A 9,782-nucleotide genomic window follows, 5' to 3' on the forward strand; every position below is an offset into this window, starting at 1 on the left:
GTGCTGGATCGTCGGCGGGGACTCCTGGGGCTCCTGGGACCTGATCGGGGGCGTCGCGTCGTCGCGGTGGCCGCCGTCGTCCGCCGGCCACTCTCGCGAGCGCGGGTCGTGGGGGCCCGAGGCCACGCTCAGCACCTCCTGTAGGAAGCCCGTTTGCGCCCGGGGTCACCACCCCGGACCGTTCCAGCCGTCTCCGTGACACTCTGCCGCAACCCCCTACGGGAGCGGCAAATCGCACGCGACCCTACTACTACCCCGTTCCGTCGGAACGATCACCTGCCACCTTCCGGGTGATCGAGGCTTGGCCGTACACAGTCAAGAGCAACACGTCGGAGCCGCGATGACGAGACCTCTCTAGTCAGATTTATCGGTTCAGCGCCGGAATTATCACTGTTTGCCGCTGTAAATCCGAGATCGCTGTCCACGGTGTGGACACCCGGCTCCCGCATGACTTCCGTCCTTGTGCGGATTAGTTCACAGACGCCCGCGCCCGGCGGGCGTACACCTGACGGGAGGAAACCACCACCCCAGGGAGCAGACGATGAAACGGCTGGGGCCCGTCCACACACTGGCGGCCGGAGCGGCGACAGCGGTCGCACTCGGCGTGCTCAGCGTCATCACCACACCGGCGGCGCAGAACGTCGACGCCCGCGGCGTCCCCGCCGAGGCGGTCTCGACCGCCTCGCGGACACCGGCCGCCCCGCAGGCGCCGGCCACCCCCGAGGCCACCAGGACCGCCAGGCCCACGCCCGCGAAGGCCGACTACGCCGGGCGGGTCAGGGGCAACGGCGGGCTCATCGCCATCTCCGTCCGCGACGGCAAGGCGATCGCCTACTTCTGCGACGGCAGGGTCGAGGCCTGGCTCCGGGGCAGGGCCGCCGACGGCAGGGTCGTCCTGTCCGGACCGGGCGGCGCCTCCGTCGTGGCCCGGCTCGGCGGGGGCCGGGCCGCCGGGGAGCTGGAGTTCGGCGGCAGGCGGTGGGACTTCGGCGCGCCCACCGTGAAGAAGCCTTCCGGGCTCTACCGGGCGAGCGCGGTCGTCCGCGGCGCGAAGGTACGGGCCGGCTGGATCTATCTGGACGACGGCAGCCGGGTCGGGCTGACCCTCGTCGACGGCGAGCCCGCCGACGTGGCGATCCCGGAGCCGGGCGGGAACGCGACCGTCAACGGCCAGGCCGTCGACCCCGAGGACGTCGACGAGTTCATTGGAGAGTTCTGATGGCTGACACACAGGTCTCACAGGTCTCGCAGGTCCCGCGGAGGCAGAACCTCGCCCCGCTGCTCGTGCCGCTCGCCGTGGGTGGCCTGATCGCCGTCGGGCTGGGCGTGTACGGCCGCGTCCACCTGCCCACCGGGTACGCGATCGGCCCGGCCGGCTTCTCCGGGCCGCTGGCCATGAAGGCCTGGCTCACGACCGGAGCGTTCGTGCTGGGAGTGGTCCAGCTTCTCTCGGCGCTGGTCATGTGGGGCCGGATCAAGCTGGAGGCGCCGTGGATCGGCACCCTGCACCGCTGGTCGGGCCGGGCGGCGTTCCTGCTGACGGTCCCGGTGGCGTTCCACTGCCTGTACGCGCTGGGCGCCCAGTTCGACGCGCCCCGGGTGATGATCCACTCGTTGCTGGGCTGCTTCTTCTACGGCGTGTTCACGGCGAAGATGCTGGCGCTGCCCAGGCGGGGGCTGCCCGGCTGGACCCTCCCGGTGCTGGGCGGGCTGACGTTCACCGCCCTGACCGGGCTCTGGCTGACCTCCTCGCTGTGGTTCTTCACCACGATCGGGATCACGCTGTAGGCGGTGTGAAGGCGGTGGTCCGCCCGAGGCCCGCCGCCCTGCCCTTGGCGGCCACCACCAGCGCCATCTTCCTGGACGCCTCGTCGATCATCTCGTCGCCGAGCATGACCGCGCCGCGCTTCTCGACCGTCGTGTAGTACTCGTACGCGTCGAGGATCAGCTCGGCGCGGTCATAGTCCTCCTGCGACGGCGAGAACACCTCGTTGGCGGCCTCGACCTGGGTGGGGTGGAGCACCCACTTGCCGTCGAAGCCGAGCGCCGCGGCCCGTCCGGCCACCCGGCGGTAGCCGTCCAGATCCTTGATCGCCAGGTAGGGGCCGTCGATGGCCTGCAGGTCGTGGGTGCGGGCGGCCATCAGGATGCGCATCAGGATGTAGTGGTAGGCGTCGCCCTCGGTGTAGCCGGGCGGCTGCTCGCCGACCACCAGGGTCCGCATGTTGATCGAGGCCATGAAGTCGGCGGGGCCGAAGACCAGCGTCTCCAGGCGCCTGGAGGAGCCGGCGATGGCGTCCACGTTGACCAGGCCCCGGGCGTTCTCGATCTGGGCCTCGATGCCGATCCCGCCGACCTCCAGGCCGTTGGCCTTCTCGATCTGGGTGAGCAGCGTGTCGAGCCAGACCACCTGGGTCGGGTCCTCCACCTTGGGCAGCATCAGGCAGTCGAGGAACTCCCCCGCGCCCTCCACGACCTCGATGACGTCCCGGTAGGTCCACTGCGTGCCCAGGTCATTGACCCGCACGACCCGCGTCTTGCCGGACCAGTCGCCCTCGCGCAGGGCCGCCACGATGTTCTTGCGCGCCCCCTCCTTGGCGAGCGGCGCGACGGAGTCCTCCAGGTCGAGGAAGACCTCGTCGGCGGGCAGGCCCTGGGCCTTCTCCAGGAAGCGGGGGTTGCTGCCCGGCACCGCCAGGCACGAACGTCGCGAGCGCATGGGCACACGCTAGCGGCCGTCCCGCCCCGCACGACAGGCCGGGCTCCCGCGTCCGCGGCATCGCGCTCGTGGCCGGCCCGCCGCCGGTGGCGTGGAAGCTCTCCGGCCGTTGGTCCGGTGACCGCGTACGGCCCGCGCCCTCCGCCCCGGGAGGGCGCAGGCCGTACATTCGTCTCATGGGTGTGATCGAAGAGGGCGCCAAGAAGTCGGGGGTCCTGTGGCTTTCGCTGGACCGGCCCCGGCTGGCCTGGCACGCCTGGCACGACGGCGCGATCTACGTGGTCACCGGCGGCGGCGAGCAGTCGCTGCCCGGCCTCGCCGAGTCCGGCGAGGTCCGGGTGACGCTCCGGAGCAAGGACAACGGCGGCCGGCTGGTCGTCTTCGACGCCTCCGTCGAGGTGGTGGACCAGGCGGAGGCCGTCGAGGCGGTGGCCGCGCTCGCCAAGGAGCGGCTCAACGCCGTCGACGGCGCGGGCCTGACGGACCGCTGGGCCGCCCGGTCGCAGGTGGTACGGCTCACACCGCGCGAACCGGCTCCCTGACCTCCACCGGGGCGGGTGGCACGACGGCCGTGGCCCGCTGGGCCAGGTAGGCGCCGGACAGGACGATGAGGCCGCCGGCGATCTGGAAGGGCCCGAGCGCCTCTCCCACCAGGATCCAGGCGATCACCGCGCCGGTGATGACCTCCAGCGAGGCGACGGTGGACCCGATCGCGGCCGACAGGCGGCGGACCGCGGTGACGCCGAGGATGTAGGCGACGACCGTGGCGATCACGATCATCCAGATCGCCGCCGCCAGTGCCGGCAGGGCGGAGCCGCCTTCGGGCGCCACTGTCCGGGTGAACGCCGTCCACGGGATGTCCCACGGCTGGGAGATCGGGACGAGCACCAGGGCCGCGCCCAGCAGGCCCCAGGCGATCAGGCCGAGCGGGTCGACGTCGTCGCCGAAGCCGTCACTGAGCAGGAAGTATCCGGCGGAGCACGCCGCCGCGCCGAAGGCGAGCAGCAGGCCCACCGGGTCCAGGGCCAGGCCCGACCAGACCTCGACCACGATGCCGAGCCCGATCACCGCGACCACGGCGCCGACGAAGGCCGCGCGCGGCAGCCGTACCCGGCGGACGAACCGGACCCAGAGCACGACCAGCACCGGTGAGGTGAACTCGATCAGCAGGGTGACGCCCACCGGAAGCCGGGTGATCGCCGCGAAGTACAGTGCCTGCACGCCGGCGACCGCGATCACGGCGTAGGCCAGGAAGAACAGCAGCCGCGAGCGCGGGATGCGCAGCGCCCGGGGTCTGACGACCGCGAGGACGCCGGCGAGCAGCAGCCCGGCGCCCGCCATCCGCACCCAGACCGACTCCAGCGGAGCCAGCCCCGCGGCGCCCAGATATTTGGCCATGGGCCCGGAGAAGGCGAAACACCAGGACGACGCAAACGCGATCAGCAGACCGGCACGCCTCATAAGACACCATCCATGTAACTACCGTATGGTCGTTTTGATGCTGTCACGACGGGTCGGATCCCAGCAAGGGGGCGTCCGAAATGTGAGCGTGCCTTGAACCGGCGCCGCCAGGACGCCGCCTACGCTTCAAATGTGAAGATCTTCATCGCACGGCTCGCCGGCACCCCGGTCTTCGACCCGGCCGGTGACCAGATCGGGCGGGTGCGGGACGTGGTGGTGGCCATCGCCGGCACCACCCCGCCGCGCGTGCACGGGCTGGTCGTCGAGGTCCAGCCCCGGCGGCGGGTCTTCCTGCCCATCACCCGGGTCCGGGGCATCGAGGCCGGGTCGGTCGTCTTCAGCGGCCAGATCAACGTGCGCCGCTTCGAGCAGCGGGCGACGGAGACGCTGGCCATCGGCGAGATCCTCGACCTGGAGGTGGAGGTCGAGGGCGAGCGGATGACGGTTCTGGACCTGGCCATGGAGGAGAACCGGCGCGCCGAGTGGACGATCACCAAGGTGGCGCTGGTCAGGGGCGGATCGGGCATGGGGCTGCGGCGGCGCGGCCCGACCAGGATCGTGGACTGGGCCGAGGTCAAGGGCTTCGGCGCCGTGCAGAAGGACCAGGGGGCGGCCAACCTGCTGGTCGCCTTCGAGACGATGCGCGCCGCCGACCTGGCCAGCGCCCTGCACGAGCTGCCGGACAAGCGACGCGTCGAGGTGGCCGCGGCCCTCGACGACGTACGGCTGGCCGACGTGCTCGAAGAGCTCCCCGAGCGCGACCAGATCGGCATCATGAGCCGGCTCGCCCCGGGCAGGGCCGCCGACGTGCTGGAGGAGATGAACCCCGACGACGCGGCCGACCTGCTCCAGGACCTCCCCCCCGAGCAGGCCGAGGCGCTGATGGCGCTGATGGAGCCGGAGGAGGCCGCGTCGGTRCGGCGGCTGCTGGTCTACCCGGAGGACACCGCGGGCGGCATCATGACGAGCCAGCCCGTGGTGCTCCCCCCGAACGCCACGGTCGCCGAGGCCCTGGCCCACATCCGCCAGCGGGACGTCACCCCGACGGTGGCCGCGCAGGTCTACGTGACCCGGCAGCCCATCGAGACGCCCACCGGCCGCTACCTCGGCCTCACCCACTTCCAGCGGCTGCTGCGCGAGCCGCCGTCCGCGCTGCTCGGCGGCGTCATGGACACCTCCATCGACCCGATCAAGCCCGAGTTCACCCTGAACCAGGTGACCTCCTACCTGGCCACCTACAACCTGATGGCGGTGCCCGTGGTGGACGAGGTCGGCCGCCTGGTCGGCGCCGTCACCGTGGACGACGTGCTTGACCACCTGCTCCCCGACGACTGGCGCGAACGGGACCACGGACCGGAGGCCGATCATGACTGAGCGGCTCGACCAGCCCAGGCAGCAGGGCCTGCGCCTGCGCCCGCACTACGACCCTGAGGCCTTCGGACGGCTGTCGGAGCAGATCGCCCGCTTCCTCGGCACCGCCAGGTTCCTGGTCTACATGACCGTCTTCGTCGCGGTCTGGGCACTGTGGAATGTCTTCGCCCCGGGGAGTCTGCGCTTCGACCCCTACCCGTTCATCTTCCTCACGCTGATCCTCTCGCTCCAGGCGTCCTACGCCGCGCCGCTGATCCTGCTCGCCCAGAACCGGCAGGACGACCGGGACCGGATCCAGAACGAGCTCGACCGCAGTGCCGCCGAGCGCAACCAGGCCGACGTCGAGTATCTGACCCGGGAGATCGCGGCCCTGCGCATCGCGCTCGGCGAGGTGGCCACCCGCGACTACATCCGCTCGGAGCTGCAGCGCCTGCAGGAGGAGCTCCAGGAGCCCTACGCTCCGTCGGGCGCGTCCCGCTCCGGGGAGACGGGCTAGGCGGGGAGCTCCTCGCCGGCCGGGGCGGGGAAGAGCTTGTTCAGCATCGCCGCGCACTGGCGCAGCTCACCGGCGTCGAGGACGTCCAGGAAGTGGGCGCGGATGCCGCGCAGGTAGGTGGGCGTGGCCTCGGCCAGCCGTACGGCGCCGTCGTCGGTGAGGACCGCGAACAGGCCCCGCGCGTCGCTGGCGCAGGCCTCGCGCTCGACCAGGCCGTCGCGCTGGAGGCGGTCGACGAGCCGGGTCAGGCCGCTGCGCGACAGGAGCACCCGGTCGGCCAGGTCGTTCATCCGCAGCCGCCGGTCGGGCGACTCCGACAGCTGCGTGAGCACGTCGTAGGAGGCCAGCGCCAGATCGTGCTCGACCAGCAGGTCGGTCTCCAGAACCCGGGTGATGCGGACCTGGGCCCGCTGGAGCATGCGCCAGACGGTCAGCTCCTCCGAGCTGATGGCCTCTCTCGACTCGCCTGCTGTCACGGTCACGGTCACGGAGTAACCTTAGAACGTTGCACGCGCATCTACACAGCGAATTGTCCGAGTCTGACCGTCATGGCCAGGTGCCGGAATTCCTCCCATGGACCCTGGGTTCTTACCATGGGTCCGTGACTCCTCCGCTCTCCTGTGGGAGCGGCCTCTCGCTCAGCCACATGGGCGCTGCGACGGACAAGCCCTGCCCGTAGAACGCCTGGACACATAGACAAGGAGGGACGGCATCCTCCCGTCGCCGCAGGGTGACGGCCTGTTGCCGACACTTCGATGGCACCTACCCCGGAACTGGTGATGGCCGCTCTCGCGACCGTCAACGACCCTGAGATCCGTCGGCCGATCACCGAGCTCGACATGGTCAAGAGCGTCGACATCTCGCCCGAGGGGACGGTCCGTGTGGGGATCTTCCTCACCGTGTCGGGCTGCCCCATGAAGGACACCATCACGCGTGACGTCACCGGCGCGGTCTCCAAGATCGACGGTGTGCGCGGTGTCCAGGTCGAGATGGACGTGATGAGCGCCGAGCAGCGCAAGACGCTCCAGACCAAGCTGCGCGGCGACAAGGGCCCCGAGAAGGAGATCCCCTTCGCCCAGGCCGGCTCGCTGACCCGCGTCTTCGCGGTCGCCTCCGGCAAGGGGGGCGTCGGCAAGTCCTCCGTCACCGTCAACCTGGCCGCCTCGATGGCCGCCAACGGCCTCAAGGTCGGCGTCGTGGACGCCGACATCTACGGCCACAGCATCCCCCGCATGCTCGGCGTCTCCGAGCGCCCCACCAAGGTCGAGGACATGATCATGCCGCCGGTGGCGCATGACATCAAGGTGATCTCGGTCGGCATGTTCAAGCCCGAGGGCAACACCCCGGTCGTGTGGCGCGGCCCGATGCTGGACCGGGCGCTGCACCAGTTCCTCGCCGACGTCTACTGGGGCGACCTCGACGTCCTGCTGATGGACCTGCCCCCGGGCACCGGCGACATCGCGATCTCGGTGGCGCAGCGGATGCCGTCGGCCGAGATCCTCGTGGTGACCACCCCGCAGCAGGCCGCCGCCGAGGTGGCCGAGCGCGCCGGGTCGATCGCCGTGCAGACCCACCAGCAGATCGCCGGCGTCATCGAGAACATGTCCTGGCTGCCCTGCCCGCACTGCGACGAGCGGATCTCCGTCTTCGGCGAGGGCGGCGGCCAGACCGTGGCCGACGCGCTGACCCGCACCCTCGGCGCCCGCGTGCCGCTCCTCGGCCAGGTGCCGATCGACATGCGGCTGCGCGAGGGCGGCGACGAGGGCAAGCCGCTGGTGCTCACCGACCCCGACGCCCCGGCCGCCGCCGAGCTGAGCCGTATCGCCGCCGGTCTGAGCAAGAAGTCGGGCAGCCTCAAGGGCATGCAGCTCGGCATCTCCCCCACCCGGGGCCGCTAAGGCCCCCCGGCATGACGAGAGGCGCCCTCCGGGAAGGAGGGCGCCTCTTCCGCCGTCATCGGGCCCGGCCGCCCCGCGGCGCCGGACGGCGCTCCGGCCGCCGGCGGCTCCGGGACGGGATCTCGCCGGGCTCAGGTCGCTTCCGAGTCGTACGGCGGGAGCTCGCCGTATCCGAGCTCACCGGCCGCCTCGGCCGCGTAGGAGTCGGCGGCCATCGGGGCGGCGGCCGCCACGGTGGCCGCCGGGCGGTTCCAGTCGTCCTCCAGCTCACCCGTGAGGTGCTTGCGGACGAAGTTCTTCGGGTTGAGGTCCGCCGGGTCGAAGTCGGCGAACTCGGGACCGAGCCCGGCCTGCAGGTCGGTCTTGGCGTTGTTGGCCATGTTGCGGAGGTTGCGCAGCGTCTTGCCCGCCTGGGCGGCGGCCTGGGGAAGTTTCTCCGGGCCGAAGACGAGCAGGGCGATGACCACCAGCGCCACGATCTCAGGCCAGCCGAGTCCGAACACGGTGATCTCCTACCGGGACAACGCTAGGGCGGCTCCCCGGGCATACACCCGGAGAGCTTCCAGACTAATGCCCCCGACCCCAAGCACGCACCCGCACATATCGCTGGTCAGGAAGGCCGAGGGGTGGGTGTGGGTGTGGACTGCGCGGCCGCGGCTCCGACGATCACGGTGGCCGTCTTCTCCTGACCGCCGCGCTGGAACTTGATCGACAGCTTCTCCCCGGGGGCCTTGTTCCTGATCAGCGCGATCAGTTCGGTGCTGTCCTGCACCACCGTGCCGTTGACCTCCAGGATGACGTCACCGGGTTTGAGACCCGCCTTGTCGGCGGGGCCGTCCGGCTCGACCGGGCGGGTGCCCTGCCTGACCTCGCTGTCGATGCGGACCCCGGTGCCCTGGTAGGTCTGGTCGATCGTGATGCCGATCCGCGACTTCTTGGCGACGCCGGTGGTGACCAGCTCCTCGGCGATGCGGCGGGCGTGGTTCACCGGGATGGCGAAGCCGAGGCCGATGCTGCCGCTCTGCCCGCCGGCCGACCTGCCGAGTGTGGCGATCGCCGAGTTGACCCCGATGACCTCGCCGTTGGCGTTGACCAGCGGGCCGCCGGAGTTGCCGGGGTTGATGGCGGCGTCGGTCTGGATGGCGCTGAGCCAGGTGGTGTCGGAGCTGTTCTCCTCCCCGGCCTGGACCGGGCGGTTGAGCGAGCTGACGATGCCGGAGGTGACGGTGCCGACCAGGCCGAGCGGGGAGCCGATCGCCACGACCGGGTCGCCCACGACCACGTTGTCGGAGTTGCCGAGGCTGATCTCCGGGGCTCCGAAGGTCTCCTCGGGCTTGACCACCGCGAGGTCGGACTCGGGGTCACGGCCGATGATCCGGGCGGAGGTGGACTTGCGGTTGCTGAACTGGATCTGGATCTCACCGCCCGGCGCGGCGGCGGCGACCACGTGGTTGTTGGTCACCACGTAGCCTCCCTTGATCAGGAAGCCGGAGCCGGTGCTCGCGCTGGTGCCGCCGTCGACGGCCAGCGAGACCACGCTGGGCAGGACCTTGGCCGCCACTCCGGCGATCGAGTCCGGAGGCCGGGAGTTGGAGCCGGTCGGCGCCTTCCCCAGGGTGAAGGAGGGGTCGCGGTCCGAGACGGAGGGGCGGGTGAGCAGGTAGGTGCCGACGCTCCCCAGCGTCGAGGCCAGCAGCGCGATCACCACGGCGAGGACGACCATCGTGCTGGTACGCGGCCCGCGCCGGCCGGGCGCCGCGGCGCCCGCGTAGCCCGCGCCCGCGTAGCCGCCGGGGGGCGGCGCCCAGCCGGGGCCCATGCCGAACGCCTGGGAGGG

11 protein-coding genes are annotated in these 9,782 nt (G+C 71.2%); 6 read left to right on the plus strand and 5 right to left on the minus strand.

The genetic code is table 11. The annotated features are described in order from the left end of the window. Positions 1-541 precede the first annotated feature (541 nt). The gene (locus CA984_RS39350) at positions 542-1,219 is read left to right on the plus strand and encodes a hypothetical protein (protein WP_086578457.1); all 678 of its coding nucleotides are present in this window, start codon (positions 542-544) and stop codon (positions 1,217-1,219) included. Beyond that, the gene (locus CA984_RS39355) at positions 1,219-1,788 is read left to right on the plus strand and encodes a DUF6529 family protein (protein ID WP_086578458.1); all 570 of its coding nucleotides are present in this window, start codon (positions 1,219-1,221) and stop codon (positions 1,786-1,788) included. The genes CA984_RS39350 and CA984_RS39355 overlap by 1 nt, the downstream gene beginning before the upstream one ends. Here the strand turns inward: CA984_RS39355 and CA984_RS39360 are convergent. Beyond that, positions 1,778-2,719, minus strand: a complete 942-nt coding sequence (locus tag CA984_RS39360; protein ID WP_086578459.1) for an HpcH/HpaI aldolase/citrate lyase family protein — start codon at positions 2,717-2,719, stop codon at positions 1,778-1,780. The genes CA984_RS39355 and CA984_RS39360 overlap by 11 nt on opposite strands. A 176-nt stretch (positions 2,720-2,895) precedes the next feature. Between CA984_RS39360 and CA984_RS39365 the strand changes: the two genes are divergently transcribed. Then, positions 2,896-3,261 (plus strand): hypothetical protein, encoded by a 366-nt coding sequence (locus CA984_RS39365; RefSeq protein ID WP_086578460.1) that lies wholly within the window; start codon positions 2,896-2,898, stop codon positions 3,259-3,261. Here CA984_RS39365 and CA984_RS39370 read toward each other — a convergent pair. After that, complete coding sequence (locus tag CA984_RS39370) at positions 3,236-4,180, minus strand: EamA family transporter (protein ID WP_086578461.1); 945 nt, start codon at positions 4,178-4,180, stop codon at positions 3,236-3,238. The genes CA984_RS39365 and CA984_RS39370 overlap by 26 nt on opposite strands. A 132-nt stretch (positions 4,181-4,312) precedes the next feature. On the opposite strand from CA984_RS39370, the gene CA984_RS39375 reads away from it, so the two are divergent. Both CA984_RS39375 and CA984_RS39380 read left to right on the plus strand, forming a co-directional pair. After that, a complete protein-coding gene (locus CA984_RS39375; protein WP_242676426.1) occupies positions 4,313-5,554 on the plus strand; it encodes a magnesium transporter MgtE N-terminal domain-containing protein in 1,242 nt (413 codons plus the stop codon). After that, positions 5,547-6,047, plus strand: coding sequence for a DUF1003 domain-containing protein (locus CA984_RS39380; protein WP_086578463.1), 501 nt, complete (start codon positions 5,547-5,549; stop codon positions 6,045-6,047). The genes CA984_RS39375 and CA984_RS39380 overlap by 8 nt, the downstream gene beginning before the upstream one ends. On the opposite strand, the gene CA984_RS39385 is transcribed toward CA984_RS39380, so the two are convergent. Next, positions 6,044-6,535, minus strand: a complete 492-nt coding sequence (locus CA984_RS39385) for a MarR family winged helix-turn-helix transcriptional regulator (protein WP_086578464.1) — start codon at positions 6,533-6,535, stop codon at positions 6,044-6,046. The genes CA984_RS39380 and CA984_RS39385 overlap by 4 nt on opposite strands. Before the next feature lie 267 nt (positions 6,536-6,802). Here CA984_RS39385 and CA984_RS39390 point away from each other — a divergent pair, with 267 nt between their 5' ends. Further along, on the plus strand, positions 6,803-7,945 hold the full coding sequence (locus CA984_RS39390; protein ID WP_086578465.1) for an Mrp/NBP35 family ATP-binding protein: 1,143 nt from the start codon (positions 6,803-6,805) through the stop codon (positions 7,943-7,945). A 131-nt stretch (positions 7,946-8,076) separates the two neighbouring features. Here CA984_RS39390 and CA984_RS39395 read toward each other — a convergent pair whose 3' ends face one another. After that, entirely contained in the window at positions 8,077-8,448 is a 372-nt protein-coding gene (locus CA984_RS39395; RefSeq protein ID WP_086578466.1) for a sec-independent translocase, read from the minus strand. A gap of 107 nt (positions 8,449-8,555) precedes the next feature. Then, a partial coding sequence (locus CA984_RS39400; RefSeq protein ID WP_133061914.1) for a S1C family serine protease occupies positions 8,556-9,782 on the minus strand: 1,227 nt, incomplete at its 5' end.

Source organism: Streptosporangium minutum (assembly GCF_002149035.1).
Taxonomy (GTDB): Bacteria; Actinomycetota; Actinomycetes; order Streptosporangiales; family Streptosporangiaceae; genus Streptosporangium; species Streptosporangium minutum.